This window comes from Mycobacterium sp. DBP42 (assembly GCF_005924235.1).
Classification (GTDB): domain Bacteria; phylum Actinomycetota; class Actinomycetes; order Mycobacteriales; family Mycobacteriaceae; genus Mycobacterium; species Mycobacterium syngnathidarum.
Genome location: NZ_VCMY01000033.1, coordinates 52328 through 68826 on the forward strand (window position 1 = coordinate 52328; position 16499 = coordinate 68826).

The 16499-nt window shown below is 67.0% G+C and carries 14 protein-coding genes; 5 read left to right on the plus strand and 9 right to left on the minus strand.

Features of this window, described 5'->3' with window-relative positions; translation table 11 throughout:
- Positions 1 to 4: 4 nt before the first annotated feature.
- Together alaS and E0T84_RS23780 are read right to left on the minus strand one after the other, a co-directional pair.
- Entirely contained in the window at positions 5 to 2695 is a 2691-nt protein-coding gene (alaS, locus tag E0T84_RS23775; protein ID WP_138745723.1) for an alanine--tRNA ligase, read from the minus strand.
- Positions 2696 to 2802: 107 nt separating this feature from the next.
- The gene (locus tag E0T84_RS23780; RefSeq protein ID WP_171055152.1) at positions 2803 to 3192 is read right to left on the minus strand and encodes a secondary thiamine-phosphate synthase enzyme YjbQ; all 390 of its coding nucleotides are present in this window, start codon (positions 3190 to 3192) and stop codon (positions 2803 to 2805) included.
- Positions 3193 to 3320: 128 nt separating this feature from the next.
- On the opposite strand from E0T84_RS23780, the gene E0T84_RS23785 reads away from it, so the two are divergent.
- Together E0T84_RS23785 and E0T84_RS23790 are read left to right on the plus strand one after the other, a co-directional pair.
- Complete coding sequence (locus tag E0T84_RS23785) at positions 3321 to 3941, plus strand: antibiotic biosynthesis monooxygenase (protein WP_070943625.1); 621 nt, start codon at positions 3321 to 3323, stop codon at positions 3939 to 3941.
- A gap of 89 nt (positions 3942 to 4030) precedes the next feature.
- A complete protein-coding gene (locus tag E0T84_RS23790) occupies positions 4031 to 4339 on the plus strand; it encodes a GlsB/YeaQ/YmgE family stress response membrane protein (protein ID WP_070186888.1) in 309 nt (102 codons plus the stop codon).
- Positions 4340 to 4399: 60 nt separating this feature from the next.
- Here the strand turns inward: E0T84_RS23790 and E0T84_RS23795 are convergent, their stop codons facing one another.
- Positions 4400 to 5749, minus strand: a complete 1350-nt coding sequence (locus E0T84_RS23795) for a replication-associated recombination protein A (protein WP_138745724.1) — start codon at positions 5747 to 5749, stop codon at positions 4400 to 4402.
- Positions 5750 to 5793: 44 nt separating this feature from the next.
- Complete coding sequence (locus tag E0T84_RS23800) at positions 5794 to 6630, minus strand: DUF3097 domain-containing protein (RefSeq protein ID WP_138745725.1); 837 nt, start codon at positions 6628 to 6630, stop codon at positions 5794 to 5796.
- Positions 6631 to 6687: 57 nt separating this feature from the next.
- Between E0T84_RS23800 and E0T84_RS23805 the strand changes: the two genes are divergently transcribed.
- The gene (locus E0T84_RS23805; RefSeq protein WP_212757728.1) at positions 6688 to 8004 is read left to right on the plus strand and encodes a serine hydrolase; all 1317 of its coding nucleotides are present in this window, start codon (positions 6688 to 6690) and stop codon (positions 8002 to 8004) included.
- On the opposite strand, the gene E0T84_RS23810 is transcribed toward E0T84_RS23805, so the two are convergent.
- Genes E0T84_RS23810 through E0T84_RS23820 form a run of 3 tightly spaced genes read right to left on the minus strand, consistent with a single transcriptional unit; the run spans position 7991 to position 12646 of the window.
- Positions 7991 to 9016 carry a putative zinc-binding metallopeptidase gene (locus E0T84_RS23810; protein ID WP_138745726.1) on the minus strand — a complete coding sequence of 342 codons (1026 nt, stop codon included), beginning with the start codon at positions 9014 to 9016 and terminating at the stop codon, positions 7991 to 7993. The two genes, E0T84_RS23805 and E0T84_RS23810, sit on opposite strands and share 14 nt — an antisense overlap.
- Complete coding sequence (locus tag E0T84_RS23815) at positions 9009 to 9938, minus strand: transglutaminase family protein (protein WP_138745727.1); 930 nt, start codon at positions 9936 to 9938, stop codon at positions 9009 to 9011. Before E0T84_RS23815 ends, E0T84_RS23810 begins: the two co-directional genes overlap by 8 nt.
- Entirely contained in the window at positions 9935 to 12646 is a 2712-nt protein-coding gene (locus E0T84_RS23820) for a circularly permuted type 2 ATP-grasp protein (protein ID WP_075909637.1), read from the minus strand. Before E0T84_RS23820 ends, E0T84_RS23815 begins: the two co-directional genes overlap by 4 nt.
- Positions 12647 to 12779: 133 nt before the next feature.
- Here E0T84_RS23820 and E0T84_RS23825 point away from each other — a divergent pair, with 133 nt between their 5' ends.
- Positions 12780 to 13508 carry a GAP family protein gene (locus E0T84_RS23825; RefSeq protein WP_070186893.1) on the plus strand — a complete coding sequence of 243 codons (729 nt, stop codon included), beginning with the start codon at positions 12780 to 12782 and terminating at the stop codon, positions 13506 to 13508.
- A 37-nt stretch (positions 13509 to 13545) separates the two neighbouring features.
- On the opposite strand, the gene E0T84_RS23830 is transcribed toward E0T84_RS23825, so the two are convergent.
- Both E0T84_RS23830 and E0T84_RS23835 read right to left on the minus strand, forming a co-directional pair.
- The gene (locus E0T84_RS23830) at positions 13546 to 14457 is read right to left on the minus strand and encodes a DUF389 domain-containing protein (RefSeq protein ID WP_070186894.1); all 912 of its coding nucleotides are present in this window, start codon (positions 14455 to 14457) and stop codon (positions 13546 to 13548) included.
- Positions 14458 to 14604: 147 nt separating this feature from the next.
- The gene (locus E0T84_RS23835; protein ID WP_120764882.1) at positions 14605 to 15093 is read right to left on the minus strand and encodes a helix-turn-helix domain-containing protein; all 489 of its coding nucleotides are present in this window, start codon (positions 15091 to 15093) and stop codon (positions 14605 to 14607) included.
- A gap of 81 nt (positions 15094 to 15174) precedes the next feature.
- Between E0T84_RS23835 and E0T84_RS23840 the strand changes: the two genes are divergently transcribed.
- A complete protein-coding gene (locus tag E0T84_RS23840; protein WP_070943623.1) occupies positions 15175 to 16359 on the plus strand; it encodes a thiolase family protein in 1185 nt (394 codons plus the stop codon).
- The last annotated feature ends 140 nt before the right edge of the window (positions 16360 to 16499 follow it).

Sequence of the window (16499 nt, forward strand, 5' to 3'; positions counted from 1 at the left end):
GAAGCTAGCCCCGGCCGATCTCGGCGCGCAGCGCGGCCAATGCCGCGTCGATACCCGCCGCCCCCTTACCGGAACCTTGTGCCATGTCCGCTTTTCCACCGCCGCGGCCGTTGACCGCCGCGCTGAACGGTTTGACCAACTCGTTGGCGCGCAGCCCCAGATCCTGCGCCGCCGGGTTGACCGCGACCACGAAGGGCACCGCGTCGTTCTCGCCTTCGGCGATCAGCGCCACCACTGCGGGGTCGGCACCGAGCTTGCCCCGGATGTCACCCACCAGGCTGCGCAGATCACCGGCCGACATGCCCCCGGCCATCCGTTGCGCGACAACCCGGACCTTGCCGATCGTCTCGGCACCGGCGGCCGCATTGGCCGCCGCGGCCCGCGCGTTGGCCAGCCGAGCCTTCTCCAGTTCCTTCTCGGCGGCCTTGAGACGCTCGACCAGGTTCGCCACCCGGGCAGGCACCTCTTCGGAGGGCACCTTGAGCGACGAGGCCAGCCCCGCCATCAGTGCCCGTTCCTTGGCCAGGTGGCGGAACGACTCGAGGCCGACGTAGGCCTCGACACGTCGGATACCGGACCCGACCGAGGACTCTCCGAGGATGGTCACCGGGCCGATCTGGGCCGAGTTGCTCACATGGGTGCCACCGCACAGTTCGAGCGAGAACGGCCCGCCGATGTCGACCACCCGCACCTGGTCGGGGTAGTTCTCCCCGAACATCGCCATCGCGCCCATCGCCTTGGCTTTGTCCAGCGCGGTGATGAAGGTGTTCACCTGATAGTCGGCCTCGACGGCCTGGTTGGTCACTTCTTCGATCTGTGCGCGCTGGTCATCGGTGAGCGCGCCCTGCCAGTTGAAGTCGAACCGCAGATAGCCGGGGCGGTTCAGCGAACCGGCCTGAACGGCGGTGGGGCCCAGGACCTGCCGCAACGCGGCATGCACCATGTGGGTTCCGGAGTGCCCCTGGGTGGCGCCGTGGCGCCACTTGGGATCGACGGCGGCGGCCACGGTGTCGCCCTCGACGAACTCGCCGGATTCCACGTTGACCCGATGCGCCCACAGGGTTTTCGCGATCTTCTGCACATCGGTGACGGCCGCCTTGGCGGTCTCCGAGCTTCCGGTCCCGGTGATCGCGCCTTCGTCGGCGATCTGCCCACCGGACTCGGCGTAGAACGGAGTGCGATCCAGGATCAGCTCGACACGATCGGCCTCGAGGCCTTCGTGCCCCACCACGGGCACGCGCTTGCCGTCCACGAAGATCCCGAGAATCCTTGCCTCGGAAGTCAATTCGTCGAAACCGGTGAATTCGGTAGGGCCGGCGTCAACCAGCTCGCGGTATGCCGACAGGTCAGTGTGGGCTTGCTTGCGGGCGGCGGCGTCGGCCTTGGCGCGCTGCCGCTGCTCGGCCATCAGTGTCCGGAAACCCTGCTCGTCGACGGACAGGCCGGCCTCGGCCGCCATCTCCAGCGTGAGGTCGATCGGGAAACCGTAGGTGTCGTGCAAGGTGAACGCATCGCTGCCGGACAGCGTGGACTTTCCGGCGGCGCGCGTCGTGCGGGCGGCATCGTCGAACAGTCGTGAGCCTGCGGCCAATGTGCGGTTGAACGCGGTCTCTTCCGCGACGGCGATGCGGTTGATGCGCTCGAAGTCGTTGACGAGCTCCGGGTAGGAGGGCCCCATCTCGTCACGCACCGTGGTCATCAGCTGGCTCATGATGGGCCGCTCGACGCCGAGCAGCTTGGCCGCGCGGATGATGCGACGCAGCAGGCGGCGCAGCACATAGCCACGGCCCTCGTTGCCGGGGCTGACCCCGTCGCCGATGATGATGGCCGCGGTGCGGCTGTGGTCGGCGATGATGCGGTAGCGCACGTCGTCCTCGTGGTTACCGGCGCCGTATCCGCGCGGCGCGATCCCGGCGACCAAGTCGATGACCGGACGCACCAGGTCGGTCTCGTACACGTTGTCGACGTCCTGCAGCAGGCACGCTATGCGCTCGACACCCATCCCGGTGTCGATGTTCTTGCGCGGCAACGGGCCGAGGATGTCGAAGTCGTCCTTCGACCTGCCTTCACCGCGTTCGTTCTGCATGAACACGAGATTCCAGATCTCGATGTAGCGATCCTCGTTGGCCTCGGGGCCGCCCTCGATGCCGTATTCGGGGCCGCGGTCGTAGTAGATCTCCGAACACGGTCCACACGGTCCGGGAATGCCCATCGACCAGTAGTTGTCGGCCATGCCGCGGCGCTGGATGCGCTCAAGCGGCAGCCCGGCGACTTCCTGCCAGAGCTGAATCGCCTCGTCGTCGTCCAGATAGACCGTTGCCCACAACTTTTCCGGGTCGAATCCGTAGCCGCCCTCGCTGACCGGGTTCGTCAGCAAGGTCCAGGCCAGCTCGATGGCGCCCTTCTTGAAGTAGTCGCCGAAGGAGAAGTTTCCGGCCATCTGGAAGAAGGTGTTGTGGCGGGTGGTGATGCCCACCTCGTCGATGTCAGGGGTCCGGATGCACTTCTGCACGCTGGTGGCGCGATCCCACGGCGGTGTGCGGGCACCGAGGAAGTAGGGCACGAACTGCACCATGCCGGCGTTGACGAACAACAGGTTGGGATCGTCGAGGATCACCGATGCGCTGGGCACCTCGGTGTGGCCCGCTTTCACGAAATGATCGAGGAAGCGCTTCCTGATCTCGTGTGTCTGCACGTTGCTCGTGTCCTCGTGTTCGTGGGTGGCTGGGGTTGCGCGGCAACCACCAGTTCGACCGCTTTACATTACCGTTCTGCGTGTTCGCTCCGAAAAGGCGACGAGCGTCACTGCCCCAGAAAGCTGAGCCGGACGCTGCGCTGCGGGTTGTCGCGGTTCAGGTCGACCAGCACCACGCTCTGCCAGGTTCCCAGCAGGGGGCGCCCCGCCTGGACCGGCAACGTCACCGACGGCGACACCAACGCGGGCAGCACGTGATCGGCACCATGGCCGAACGACCCGTGGCTGTGCCGGTAACGATCATCGCGGGGCAACAACCGTTCCAGGGTATCGAGCAGGTCGTCGTCGGAGCCGGCACCGGTCTCGATGATGGCTACACCCGCCGTGGCGTGCGGCACGAACACGTTGCACAACCCATCGCGGTGCGGGCCACAGAACTCGCGCACCGAGTCGGTGAGATCGACGATGCGCTGCCGCGAGGTGTCCACGTCGATCACGTCGGTATCCATCCACCCAGCCTACGAGTCTGTCGCCACACCATTGCCCGCCGCGACACACCGGAGGAAGGTGGAGGTGGAACCGGTGGCGCCACCGGGGCGCCGCCCTGGCAGGGAAGAGGTGGATCGTGTTCGCACGTTCAACCACGATCGCAGCGCGCACCCAGGCCATCGATGCCGGCATCGCCCATGTTCGCGACGAAGTGATGCCTGCCCTCGACGATGTGGAGGGCTGTGTGGGCCTGTCGCTGATGGTCAACCGGGAATCCGGCGAGTGCATCCTGACGACGGCGTGGCGGACCGAAGACGCCATGCACGCCAGCGCCGCCGCAGTCGCACCGCTGCGCCATCGCGTGGTGGAGACATTCGCCGGAACCGCCACTGTCGACGAATGGGAGATCGCGGTGGTCCACCGCGAGCAATATTCGGGCTCCGGCGCCTGCGTGCGGGCCACCTGGCTGCGAACCCGCCCCGAACTGTTCGACCGGGCCGTGGACTTCTACCGCACCTCGGTGCTGCCGGCAATGGAAGACCTAGAGGGCTTCTGCAGCGCCAGCCTCATGCTCGACAGGGCTTCGGGACGGGCAGTGTCCTCGGCCACGTTCGACAGCGCCGAAGCGATGGAGCACAACCGTGATCAGGCCAGGGCGCTACGCACCGCCCGTCTACGTGACTTGAGCGCCGATCAGATCGATGTCGGAGAGTTCGAGCTCGCGCTCGCCCACCTGCGGGTCCCCGAGATGGCCTGACCCGGGCTCCTCCAGAATTGACGGCACCGTTTGGCTGGTCCGAGCCCGGGGTATCTCCCCTCCACGCCAAGACAGCCCTGGAGGAGAAAATGACCATCACCGGCATCATCAGCGCGATCTTGATCGGCATCGTCGTCGGCCTGATCGGCCGGCTGATCGTCCCCGGCAGACAACCTATCGGGATTCTGGTGACGATCCTGGTCGGAATCGTTTCGGCATTCATCGGCAGTGCCATCGCCCGTGCGCTCGGCATCCCGACCATGACCAGCGGCATCGACTGGCTCGAATTGCTCGTCCAGGTCATCGTGGCCGCCATCGGTGTGGCCCTGGTGTCCGCGTTCATGGGGCGCGGAAGGACAGGGGTTTTCGGTCACCGACGGTCCGGCCTGCTGCGCTGACCGACTCGCCGCGCCACGGTCCCAGTTGAACCTCAACTGGGACCGTGGTTTTCGTGTGGATCAGCGCCGGGCCCGACGAATGATGGCCCGTAGCTTGTCCACCCGGGTGGCGAGTTCACGTTCGAAGCCACGACCCGTCGGCTGGTAGTAGTCCACTCCCACCAGGTCGTCGGGTGGATATTGTTGTGGCACAACACCGTCGGGATGATCGTGAGCGTACTTGTATCCCACGGCGTTGCCGAGCTTCTGCGCTCCTGAGTAGTGACCGTCCCGCAAGTTCGGCGGCACCAAGCCGGCCTTGCCTGCGCGAATGTCGTTCATCGCCGCCCCGAGCGCTGTGGTCACCGCGTTGGACTTCGGCGCGGTGGCCAGGTGGACCGTGGCATGCGCGAGCGTCAACTGCGCCTCGGGCATCCCGATCAGCTGCACCGTCTGGGCAGCGGCCACCGCGGTCGGTAGCGCGGTGGGGTCGGCCATACCGATGTCCTCGCTGGCCAGGATCATCAACCGGCGCGCCACGAATCGCGGGTCCTCCCCCGCGACCAGCATCCGCGCCAGGTAGTGCAACGCCGCATCGACATCGGATCCACGCACCGACTTGATGAACGCGCTGATCACGTCGTAGTGCTGATCGCCGTCGCGGTCGTAGCGCACCGCGGCCTTGTCCAGGGACTGCTCGATGATCTCCACGGTGATGGTGCCGCCGGGACCGCCTGCGGTTTCAGCGGCGACCTCCAGGGCGGTCAGCGCACGACGGGCGTCTCCCGAGGACAGCCGCACCAGCAGGTCGACGGCCTCGTCGGTGGCCTCGACGGCACCGCCGAGCCCGCGCGGATCGGTCAGCGCGCGGCGCACCACGGTGCCGATGTCCTCGGGGCCGAGCGGCTGCAGCTGCAGGATCAGCGAGCGCGACAGCAGTGGCGCGACGACCGAGAACGACGGGTTTTCCGTGGTCGCGGCGACCAGCAGGACCACGCGGTTCTCCACCGCCGCCAGCAGCGCGTCCTGCTGCGTCTTGGAGAACCGGTGCACCTCGTCGATGAACAGCACGGTTTGTTCGCCGTGATGAACGAGCGCGATGCGCGCCTTTTCCAAGACCGCGCGGACTTCCTTGACCCCTGCGCTCAGCGCCGACAGCGCCTCGAACCGGCGGCCGGTGGCCTGCGAGATCAGCGAGGCCAGGGTGGTCTTGCCCGTGCCCGGAGGGCCGTAGAGGATGACCGACGCGGCACCGGACCCCTCCACCAGGCGGCGCAACGGCGAGCCCGCCCGCAACAGATGGTTCTGGCCGAGCACCTCGTCGAGTCCGGCGGGGCGCATCCGCACCGCCAGCGGCGCAGAGGCGGGGGCCGGCGCACCGGGGCCCGCGGCTGCGGGCTCACCTGGCACGTCGAACAAGCTGTCGGACACGCCTTCTGCTTACCACGCCGGAGCGACGAACCAGGCCGGTGCGGTCACGAAGCCGGTGCGGTCACGAAATCGATGAGCTCCTCGACCCGGCCGATCAACGCGGGCTCCAGGTCGTTCCAGTCCCGCACTCGCCCGCGGATCCGCTGCCAGGCCCGGGCGATGTCGGCCTGATCATGATGCGGCCAGCCGAGCGACTCACAGATGCCGTGTTTCCACTCGATGTTGCGCGGGATCGCCGGCCAGGCCTTCATCCCGAGCCGGGCAGGTTTGACGGACTGCCAGATATCGACGAAGGGGTGCCCGACCACCAGGGTGTGCTCCCCGCCCGGGCCGCGCCGTACCGCCTCGGCGATCCGCGCTTCCTTGGACCCGGCGACCAAGTGATCGACCAGCACACCCAGTCGCCGACTCGGACCGGGCGTGAACTCGGCGACGATGTCGACCAGGTCGTCGACGCCGCCCAGATATTCGACGACGACACCCTCGATGCGAAGGTCCGCGCCCCAGACCTGTTCGACGAGTTCGGCGTCGTGGCGGCCTTCCACATAGATCCGGCTGGCCAGCGCGACCCGGGCCTTGGCGTTCGGTACCGCCACCGATCCCGACGCCGTACGGGCCGGCGCCGCCGTCCGTTTGGGCACCACGAGGCTCACCGGCTTGCCGTCGATCAGGAAACCCGGCCCCATCGGGAATGCCCGCACCTTGCCCCGGCGGTCTTCGAGTTCGACTCGGCCACCTTCGATCCGCACCACGGCACCCACGTACCCGCTCTGGGCATCCTCGACGACCAGGCCCTTCTCCGCGGGCTGTTCCTTCGATCGAGTCAGCTTCGGAGTGTGCGGGTTTCGGGACAGGATGTCGGAACCGTAGCGATCATTCACGCGGCGATCCTAGAAACGCCTGATCCGAAGCCGGCGTTGCGACATACCATCGTGACCGTGCTGTTAACTCGCACGCTCGCAGCCGCGTCGGCGCTGGTGTTGACGTTCTCGGCGAGTGCGTGCGGCCCGCAAGCATCACCGGACTGCGGCGTGCCGGGAATGACGGTGTGTCCCAAGCCCATCGACCATGACCTGCCAGACGTCGCGGACATGCTCACCTGGAATCAGGCGCAGCGGGTGGTCGGATTCCGCAACGACTACCGGGCCTACCCCGGCGACGTGTTCCGCCACGGCGATCCGTTTCCGCTGCCCAAGGCAGATCACCAGCTGACCGCCGCGTCCTACACCGTCGACGGCGTCGCCCACGACCTCGGCGATTACCTGGACCGCCAGAGCGTCACCGGGATGCTGGTGCTCAAAGACGGCGAGATCGCCTTTGAGCATTACGGTGCCGGGAACGACGCCTCGACGCTGTGGACGTCACGATCGGTCGGCAAGTCGGTGGTGTCCACGCTGGTCGGTGTCGCGGTGAAGGAAGGCGCGATCGGATCCCTCGATGACCCCGTGACGAAGTACGAGCCCGATTTCGTCGGCACCGCGTTCGACGGGGTCACCGTGCGCCAGCTCATCACGCACACCTCGGGCGTCGAGTGGAACGAGGATTACACCGATCCGGGATCGGATTTCGCCAAACTCACCGCATGTGAAGCCGCTGACGACACCTACCGTTGTGTGTATTCACTCGTGCACGGGCTCGAACGAAAGCCCGGCGTCAACCCGGGCGAGGTGTGGTCCTACACCACCGGCGGAGCCTGGTTGCTCGGTGATCTCCTGGAGAAGGCCACGGGCACGAATCTGGCCACGTATCTGCAGGACAAGATCTGGAAGCCGTTCGGCATGACCGCTGACGGGGTCTGGCATTCCTACGAACTGGGCCGTCACGACATGGGCGGGCACGGGTTCAATGCCACCCTCACCGACTGGGGACGCTTCGGGCTATACGTGATGCGTAACGGTGAGCTGCCCGACGGCACCGACACCCTGCCCGAGGGGTGGGTGCGCGACGCGCGGACGTGGACGACTGCCCGCGGTTCGGTGACCGCGAGCCACCCCGAAGGCACCTACGGCTATCAGTGGTGGAACAACAGCATCGCCGCCGACGCCGGCGACGTGAGTCCACCCCGAACCGCCGGGATGGATGAAAACCTGTGGGCCTTGGGGATATTCGGCCAGGTGATCATGGTCGATCAACGACAGAAACTGGTCATCGTGCAATGGTCGACGTGGCCGCAGGCCGAGCCCGCCTTCAACACCCTGCCGCTGGAGACGGCACTGATGTTCGGCGCCATAGCAGCCGAACTCAACCGGCGGTGACCTCGTCGACGACGCTGTGAACGAACCGCATCTTCTCCAGGACCGCCGGAGCCAACACGAACGGGTATAGATCGTCGTGGCCCATCGACCGGTTCACCATGTTCAGCGACCACGCCAGTGGCAACCACATGGCGACGATGGTGTCGAACCCGGCCGGACCCAGCAGCCGTCGGCCGAACGTGGCCCCCGACGGCGCGAACCCGAATGCCGCAGCGGTGTCGAGGGTGTCGCGGATGTGCAGATAGTGGGCGAAGGTCTCGGCCCAGTCCTCGGCGGCGTGCATGGTCGCGTACGACGACACGAAGTCGTCCTCCCAGCCCGGCTCAGGGCCGTCGTTGTAGTGCCGGTCCAGCGCGGCCTGGTAGTCGGCGTCCGGATCTCCGAACAACTCAGCGAACCGCGCAGAGTAGTCCCGTGACGGGGCCACCAGCCGATAGAAGTAGTAGTGCCCGATTTCATGGCGGAAGTGTCCGAGCAGCGTGCGGTACGGCTCTTCCATCGCGATCCGCAACTGCTCGCGGTGCACGTCGTCGCCCTCGGCGAGATCCAGGGTGATGACGCCGTTGTGATGGCCGGTGAACACCTTCTCGAACTGGCTGGAGAGCAGATCGAACGCCAGCCCGAACTGAGGATCCTCGGCACGGCTGACGATCGGCAATTTCAACTCGTGGAGTTCGGCGATGAGCCGTCGCTTGGCGCGCTCCGCCTCGGCGAACGACGCCAACGCCTCGGTATCGGTGTCGTCGGGCCGGGTTCTGGTGAGCCGGCACGACAAGCACAACGGATCGTCACCGACGCGCACCAGCCAATTACATTCGGCCAGATGCAGATTCGCGCACAGCCGATATTGATTCGCGTCGACCGCGCCGGTACGGCCGCCCTGGCCCTCATCGGTGATCACCAGCAACGCCATGTCATCGAGTGAGAACCCGAGCGGGCTGCGACACGACAAGCACAGCGAGTTCTCGAACGCCAGCCGCTGGCCGCACCTCGGGCAGTTGAAATCACGCATGCAACAGCCCCCCTCGATCGGGCGGACACGGCGCCACATCCACCGACACCTCGATCACGCTGCTGAGAGAATCGGTGTAGATGATGCCGCGCAACGGAGGTATGTCGGCATAGTCGCGGCCGAAGCCGGCCACGATATAGCGCTCGTCGACCATCTGGTCATTGGTGGGATCCATTCCCAGCCAGACGTTCTGCGGTGTCCACACCGACGCCCAGGCATGTGTGGCGTCGATCCCGATCATGCGTTCCTTGCCGGGCGGCGGATCGGTGGCCAGATAGCCCGAGACGTAACTGGCAGCCAGACCGTTGGCCCGCAGACAGGCGATGGCCAACCGGGCGAAGTCTTGGCATACCCCCGCCCGGGCCGCCAGCACGTCGGCCACTGCGGTGGACACCGTCGTCGACCCGGACCGATAGGTGAAGTCGGAGTAGATCCTCGACGTCAGGTCCCCAAGCACCTCGATCAGCGGCCGCCCGGACACGAAGCTGGGTGCGGCGTACTGGCGGACCGCGTCCGTGATCTCCGCCTGCGCGAGGTCGAGGGCGAATTCGGCGGCCAGTGCGCCATCGCCGCCCACCGGGCGGGCCAGCTCCCACGGCGCCCTCGCCGAGGCACCCGAATAGTGTTCGGGCGCAGGTGGATCCACCTCGACCACGGAGCGGCTGGTGATGCTCAGGGTGCGGTGCCGCTCGGTGACGTGGAAATACGAGCTGATGTTGCCGTAGGAGTCGCGGCTGGTGGAGCTGTCGGCCGCCTCCGGGTCGATCACCAGCTCGTGGGACAGGCAGCGTTGCCACGGCAGCTCACGTGGGGTGAGAAAGCCGCGCCCGTACGAGCTGGTGACATCGTCGGAATAGCGATAGACCGTGCGGTGGGTGATCTCATGGCAGCGGGTCGCCGTCGCGCCGGCCGGACCGGTCATGGCACCACCCGCCGTTCATCGGGCCCCCACAACGGTTGCATCCCGCCGGGTAGGGACAGGTGCGCCGCGGTGATGACACCCGAGAGCTCCCGCAGACCGGAGTGCACCCCGTCGAGCAGGTCGGCCAATTCCGCCCGAGTCCCGCCGGCGGTGATTTCTTCGAGATCCGCCGGATCCAGTCGACGCAGTCGGGTCACCAGTTCGTCGAGCAGACGTTCGGCACGTGAGGATCCCGATGCTCCGGGCAACGGCTTGAGGTCGGACCGGATGCGTTCCAACTGATAGATCAGCGACCGGGGGTTCTCGGCATCGAAGAGCAGCAGTTCGGCGATCGCGGCGATGCTGATCCGGCCGGGGTTGCGCCGCCGATAGATCACCGAGGATTCGCACACCACCAGGACCGACTCGGCCACCGCGCGTTCGGCTGCCGCACCGCGCCCCGCGGTCAACGTGGTGCGCAGTAAAGCCGTGAGCGCCAGCCCGCGCTCGATGCGCTTGCCGAGGTCCATCATGGTCCAGCCCACGTCCTGGACCATCGATTCGGCGGCCACTCCGGACAGTGCCAACATCCCGGCCAGGGTCTGGCTGTGCGCGGTCGCCAGATACGCCTCTGCGACATTGGGCGATTGGGGCGGGACGGCCGAGGGCTGCAACACCGCACGTTCGACACCGGCCAGCACCATCCAGGTGTCGTTGGACATCTGGTCGCGTACCGCCCGGGCTGCCAGACCGAGGCGTTCCACCGATTGCGCGAGCGATCCCGCCCGATGCCGGTCGGCGGTGACCGACCACAGTGTGGTCGGGGCGATCGAGATCATCTCGTGGGCATCGGCGGCGTCACCGGTGTCGGTGCCGGTGATGGATCCGATCGCCGCCAGCAGGACCGGGACACACTGGCTTTCCTCAAGATCCCGGCGATAGCGGTATTCGTGGTAGCGCTCCCGGGTGATGGTGAGCAGCCGCGCCATGCTCTCGGCGCGTTCGGCGTAACGGCCCATCCAGAACAGGTCCGAGAGCACCCGCGGCGAACTGACCGCCCGGGTCGGGCTGGGCACCGTCGCCACGGAAACCGGTTCGACCGAGACCGTCGGGATTCGCTCGGCGGTGACGCGTTGCGGTGTCTGCACCCAAACATCTTTGGCGGCAAGGGTGTTCATTCGGTAGGCAGCGCTTCCCGGGGCGACGACGTAGCCGAGTCCACCGATCATCGGCGCATATCCCCCGCGCTGAGCGACGGTGAACAACCTCATGCCGACGTTTCCTGGCGACAGCCCCTTGGATCGGTAATTGGTCGGCGCGGTGGAAAACTGGGGCAACTCCTGGCCCACCCACCGCGTGGGCTCGGCCTCGATACGGGCGGCCAGGTCCTCTCGGTCGGCCGCCGCCAGCATCGGCCCGACAATCGTGGCGCCGCCGTTGACCGGCCGGACCAACAGCGAGGACAACTTGGTGAGCAGATGGGATCGTTCGATGTCGACTCCGCCCCAGTACATCGGTGCGGTCGGCAGTTGCGGTGTCTCGTCCAGCAACAGCCTGGCCAGCTGCGGCAAAAACCGTGCCAGACCGGGACTTTCCAGAATCCCGCTGCCCAGCGTGTTCACCACCGTGACCGATCCGCGACGTAACGCCTCCACCAGGCCGGCAACGCCGAGCCGGGAATCGGGGCGCAGGTCCAGCGGATCGACATAGTCGGCGTCGACCCGCCGCAGTACGACGTCGACGCGCTTGAGCGTGCCCAGCGACCGCATCCACAGCGTGCCGTCGCGGACCACGAGATCGGCACTCTCCACCAGCGGGAAGCCGAGCACACCGGCCAGATAGGCCTGGTCGAAGGCGGTCTCGGAGTGGATCCCGGGGCTGAGCACCACAACCATCGGCTCCTCGGCCGCCTCGGGAGCCGCGTCCAGAAGCGCCAATCGCAACGCCTGAGCCCACGGCGAGGCGGGTCGCGGACCGACCCGCTCGTACAGGTCGGGGGCGGCGTGTGCGATGACACGGCGATCCGCCAGGGCGTAACCGGCACCCGAGGGCGCCTGGGTCCAATCCGCGTTCACCATGAAGGCACCATCGGCGCCGCGACTGACATCGCAGCCGTGCAGGAACAACTGATGGCGGCCGGGCACCACGATGCCGCGCGCGGCCCGCAGATATCCCGGATGAGCGAACAACAATTGCGCCGGGAGCACCCCGCTGGTGAGCGAACGGCGCGCGCCGTACAGATCGGTCAGCACCGCGTCGAGAAGCCGTGACCGCTGCACCAGCCCCGATTCCAGGCAGTCCCAATCGGCAGCCGAGAGCATCAGCGGCAGCGCATCCAGGTGCCAGGGTCCCGGCACCGCGGTGCCGTCGTCGTCGGTGACGACCTCCCCGTGGCGATCCACCTGGATGTAGGTGATGCCGTCGTTGTCGACGAGACCGCGCACCATGGCGCGCAGCCGGTCCAGGCCGTCACGACCACGCTCACCGATCCCCGCCGCCAACTCGCTCCAAGCCGGCCGGACGTTGCCCGACACATCGACCAACTCGTCGTATCCGGCGCCGAGGCCGGCGTCGCGCACGTCGAACAACGCGCGTTGGGCCCCGGACCGGCGGTAGGCGGCCAGCAACCCGTCGACGTCGATCCCGTCGGCGGCGCGACTCGCACCGGTGTCCAGGGCAACACCGGTGGCCTGAGCGGACTCCGGTGAGCCGTTCGCGCGAAGAACCATCAGTCAAGGACGGTACGCAACCGGCGAAGATCCCGGCTTGCTGGCGCACCGAGATCAGTGAATTCGGCCGGATTCGCTCAGCGCTGGTTGAATTCGGTGGAGCAATCGACGTGAAGGGATGTGGCCAACGGCGATGTGGAGCACCGTGCTGGTGATGGCCGCCGTGGCGGCGGTCGACCCCCTCAGAATCGGCGTGGTTGCCTTCATGCTGTCGCGGTCACGCCCTTTGCGGTTGCTGCTCCCGTTCTTCCTGTTGGCCTTCACCGCCAATGTCGCGGTCGGCGCCGCGGTGGTGTTCGTGTTCAAGAACGTGACCGGCGACGGCGGGCGCACCATGCCCCCGGGCCTGGAGATCGGCATCGGGATCGCGGCGCTGATGATCGGCGTCCTGTCCATCACAGGTGTGCTCGAACGCCTGGTCACGCGGGTGCGCACCCGCAGGGCCGCGCCGGCCGCAGTGGGCCACCACGGCACCGGCGCGCCCACCGAGGAGGACGTGCCGGGTCTGTCGAAACTGCCGGGCGGGATGCAGGCCGCGTTGCGTGGCGAGGCGCCGTGGGCGGCCGGCCTCCTGGGCCTGATCAACGGTTTTCCCACGCCGTACTACCTGGCCGCGATGGCTGCCGCCCTCACCTCGGACGCCGGGGTCACCGAGCAGATGGCCGCGATGGTCGTGTTCAATCTCGTGGGATTCCTCGCCGCGATCATCCCGATCATCAGTTTCTGGGTGGCGCCGGCACCGACCCGCTCAGGCGTCGAACGCATCTACGAGTGGATGGGCATTCACCATCGACTCGTGGTGGCCGCGATCGCCGGTGCGGTCGGCGTGTATTTCCTCGCCATCGGCATCAGCCACCTGTGATGGCATGGTCGTCTCAGCGCGTGTCTCAGCGCGTGTCTCAGCGCGCGGCGAATCTGCGGTAGAGCGCGAGCATCACGACACCGGCCGTTGTGATTCCCGTCAGGTTGACGCCGAGCTGCAGCACGGACCGGGCCGCGATGTCCCACTCCCCGACCGTCGCGGCGACCACCGCGAAACCGGCCGCGGGCACCGTCGTCACCGAGATGAAGACGCCCACCAGCGCCGAGGATTTCGCCGACACCAGCGACAACATTCCGGCCGCACCCGCCAGTAAGGCCACCACCAATGAGAAAGGGCCGACCCGGAAGATGAAATCCACCTGCTGAAGGTCTCGGAAACTGGTCAAGGACACCCATCCGAGCGCTTCGAAGCCCAACGTGGCCAGGGCGGTGACGCCCATGGCCACGGGGAAGCCGATCAGCAGTGCCGCGCCGGCCCGGCGAGCCAACGACATCCGACGTTGCACCAGTGCGACCGCGAGCGCCGCCAACGGCCCGAACTCGGGTCCGACGACCATGGCGCCGACGACGGTGACCGCGGAGTCGCTGACGACGCCGACCGCGGCGAGCAGACACGCGATACACAAGAACATCAGATACGTCGCGTTGAGGCTGGATTCCTCGCGAGTGCGCGATACCAGCTCATCCCAGATCACCGCATCGGCGCCGTCTCCCTCGGTGGCATCCTCGGCGTGAAAGGCCGACGCGGACAGGACGGTGTCGAGTGGCTCCAGGGTGATGGCCCCCAAATGCGGCACATCAAGGGATTTCAACCGCTCCACCACATCGTTGGCCGCCTCCCGGACCAAGATGGCCGTGATCTCGTCTCCGGCCGGATCTCTCGCATCCCCGGCGTGCACCACGACATTCGTGACGCCGGGTTCCCGGTCGAAGACGTTCAGGATCGGTGCCCGCAGATCGGCGGGCGCGATGACACGTAAGTGCAGCACCGGCCGAGAGTAGCGCCGGCCTCAATCCCACCAGAAGACCCACAGCGGATGTGCCAGGCGGGGTGGCCAATTCGGCAGCCGTGAGCCCCGGCTCGATACGCTACTGGCCGTGTTCGGTCAGGATCTCCAACGCTTGGGCAGCGCGGCTCACGACGTGCGACGCTCGACGCGGACCACAAGTTCCTCTGCCGGCACGCGGTGTCCTTCCTCACAACGGATTTCGACTCCGGCCACGGCACCGCATCCGTCATGGGCGAGCCTGAGCCCGGTGTCGCCGAGATGTTTGCGACCCCACTCGAACATGGCCCACACCACCGGCATGAAGTCGGTCCCGGATTCGGTGAGTATGTACTCGTCGCGCTCCCGCTGACCGGGTTCGCGGTAGGGACGCTTTGCCAGCAGCCCGGCGGCCACGAGGTCAGACAGGCGTGCCGAGGTCGCCGCTTTGGTGATCCCGACCCGGCGGGAGAAGTCGTCGAATCTGGTGGTGCCGTAGAAGGCCTCGCGCATGATGAGCATCGCCGATTTGGTGCCCGCGAACGCCATGGTCCGTTCGATCGGGCAATGCCCCACCGCCGACCAACTGTCCCGATTGGCGAGCTTGCCCTGCAGCATTCCCACGGAATCAAACTCCATCCCTGAGTTGTTCTTACTATACCCAGGTGTTATACCTGGGTAGCCATAACAATACTCAGCGCGGAGCATCAGGAGGGCCAGATGACCGGATATGCAGACCGGGACGCAGTCATCGTCGGAGCGGTTCGGACGCCGATCGGCAAAGGCAAGGCCGGTGGCGCGCTGCACGGCGTCCTGCCCGCGGACCTTCTGGCGCACAGCCTGCGGGAGCTGATCGCGCGCACCGGCGTGGACCCCGTACTGGTCGACGATGTCATTGCGGGCGCAGTCACGCAGGTCGGCGATCAAGCCGTCAACATCGCGCGCAACGCCCTGCTGGGCGCGGGCTTCCCCGAACGCGTCCCCGGGACCACCGTCGACCGCCAGTGCGGCAGCAGCCAGCAGGCCATCAGCTTCGCCGCCCAGGGCGTGCTGGCCGGTGCCTACGACGTCGTGATCGCCGCGGGTGTGGAGTCGATGTCGCGAGTACCGATGGGCAGCTCGGTGTTGCCGGGCAGCGACCCGTTCGGCCTGGCGTTCGCCGAGCGCTACTCCGAAGGCCTTGTCCCGCAGGGCATCAGCGCCGAACTGATCGCGGCAAAATGGGGCTTCTCCCGCGCCCAGCTCGATGAGTTCTCCGCGGGCAGCCACGAGAAGGCGGCGCGGGCCACCAAGGACGGCCTGTTCGAGGCCGAACTCGCCCCCGTCGCCGGGTTGAGCACCGACGAGATCATCCGCCCGGGAACCACGGTGGAGACCTTGTCCGGGTTGAGGCCGGCGTTCTACAACGAGGCCTACGCCGCGCGCTTTCCTCAGATCAACTGGGAGATCACCCCCGGCAACTCGTCACCGCTGTCCGACGGCAGCGCCGCAGTGATGATCACCAGCGGTGCGACTGCGCGCAAGCTGGGTTTGAGCCCGCTCGCGCGTATTCACACCACCACCGTGGTGGGGTCCGATCCGCTGTACATGCTGACCGGTGTCATCCCGGCCACCGAAAAGGTACTGGCGCGTGCGGGTTTGACGCTGGCAGATATCGACCTGTTCGAGGTCAACGAGGCGTTCGCGCCGGTGGTGCTGGCGTGGGCGCATGACACCGGTGCCGATCTAAGCAAGACGAATGTCAACGGCGGGGCCATCGCGATCGGGCACCCGCTGGGCGCCAGCGGGGCACGCATCATGACCACCCTGGTCAATGCGCTCGAGCAGCGCGGCGGACGCTACGGCCTGCAGACGATGTGTGAGGGCGGCGGCATGGCCAACGCCACCGTCATCGAGCGGCTGTAACAGCCGGTTTGTCACGCTAATGGGGAGGGAACGGCGGATCTTCGAGCGGTGTGGCGTGGTTGGGAGGACGCTGTTTAACCGAGCCGCCGGCCGGTGAGCGTTGAGTTACGCCGAAGCGATGGTCGACTTCTAACTCCAGA

Excerpts from the sequence above, each read along its gene's own strand:
- E0T84_RS23790 (WP_070186888.1), top strand. The coding sequence starts at position 4,031 with ATGACCATCACCGGCATCATCAGCGCGATCTTGATCGGCATCGTCGTC.
- E0T84_RS23810 (WP_138745726.1), bottom strand. The coding sequence starts at position 9,016 with ATGCGTGATTTCAACTGCCCGAGGTGCGGCCAGCGGCTGGCGTTCGAG.
- E0T84_RS23815 (WP_138745727.1), bottom strand. The coding sequence starts at position 9,938 with ATGACCGGTCCGGCCGGCGCGACGGCGACCCGCTGCCATGAGATCACC.
- E0T84_RS23820 (WP_075909637.1), bottom strand. The coding sequence starts at position 12,646 with ATGGTTCTTCGCGCGAACGGCTCACCGGAGTCCGCTCAGGCCACCGGT.
- E0T84_RS23825 (WP_070186893.1), top strand. The coding sequence starts at position 12,780 with ATGTGGAGCACCGTGCTGGTGATGGCCGCCGTGGCGGCGGTCGACCCC.
- E0T84_RS23835 (WP_120764882.1), bottom strand. The coding sequence starts at position 15,093 with ATGGAGTTTGATTCCGTGGGAATGCTGCAGGGCAAGCTCGCCAATCGG.
- E0T84_RS23840 (WP_070943623.1), top strand. The coding sequence starts at position 15,175 with ATGACCGGATATGCAGACCGGGACGCAGTCATCGTCGGAGCGGTTCGG.